Consider the following 881-nt stretch of genomic DNA (forward strand, 5'->3'; position numbering starts at 1 on the left):
CCTCGGCGGTGTGGTTGTAGACCACGTCGAGGATCACCTCGATGCCGGCCGCGTGCAGCGCGCGCACCATCCGCTTGAACTCGCCGACCTGCTGGCCGGTGGTGCCGGAGGCCGCGTAGGCCGCGTGCGGGGCGAAGTAGCCGATGGAGTTGTAGCCCCAGTAGTTCTTCAGGCCCCGGCGCAGCAGATGGTCCTCGTGCGCGAACTGGTGGACGGGAAGCAGCTCCACCGCCGTCACGCCCAGCTTCACCAGGTGCTCGATCGCCGCCGGGTGCGCGAGACCGGCGTAGGTGCCGCGCAGCTCCTCCGGGATGCCGGGGTGGAGCTTGGTGAAGCCCTTGACGTGCAGCTCGTAGATGACCGAGTCCGCCCACGGCGTCTTGGGGCGGTGGTCGTCGGACCAGTCGTCGTCGTCGTGCACCACCACGCCCTTGGGCACGAAGGGCGCCGAGTCCCGCTCGTCCCGCACGGTGTCCGCGTACGCCTGCTCCGGCCAGTCCCGCACATGCCCGTACACCTCCGGCGGCAGCGCGAACTCCCCGTCCACCGCGCGGGCGTACGGGTCCAGCAGCAGCTTCGCCGGGTTCCAGCGGGCGCCGGTCCACGGGTCCCAGCGGCCCTCCACCCGGTAGCCGTAGCGCCGGCCGGGCAGCACACCGGGCACGAAGCCGTGCCAGATCTCGTGCGTCAGTTCGGTGAGCCGGACCTGGGTCTCCCGGCCCCGCTCGTCGAACAGGCACAGCCGCACCGCCTCCGCGCCGCCCGCCCACAGCGCGAAGTTGGTGCCCGCCACCCCGTCCGGACCGGTACGGAACCGGGCCCCCAGCGGCGTCGGCGTCCCCGGCCACGCGGGCGGCGCGGCGCGCCGGGCACCGCGCACC

1 protein-coding gene is annotated in these 881 nt (G+C 73.4%); it reads right to left on the reverse strand.

Features of this window, described 5'->3' with window-relative positions:
* Nucleotides 1–880, reverse strand: an 880-nt coding sequence (locus tag GT030_RS28870) for an alpha-amylase family glycosyl hydrolase (protein WP_346009764.1), incomplete at its 3' end; no start/stop codon positions are given.
* Between the last annotated feature and the right edge of the window lies 1 nt (nucleotide 881).

Origin of the sequence: Streptomyces sp. SID1328, assembly GCF_009865595.1 — a bacterium.
Taxonomy (GTDB): Bacteria; Actinomycetota; Actinomycetes; order Streptomycetales; family Streptomycetaceae; genus Streptomyces; species Streptomyces griseoluteus.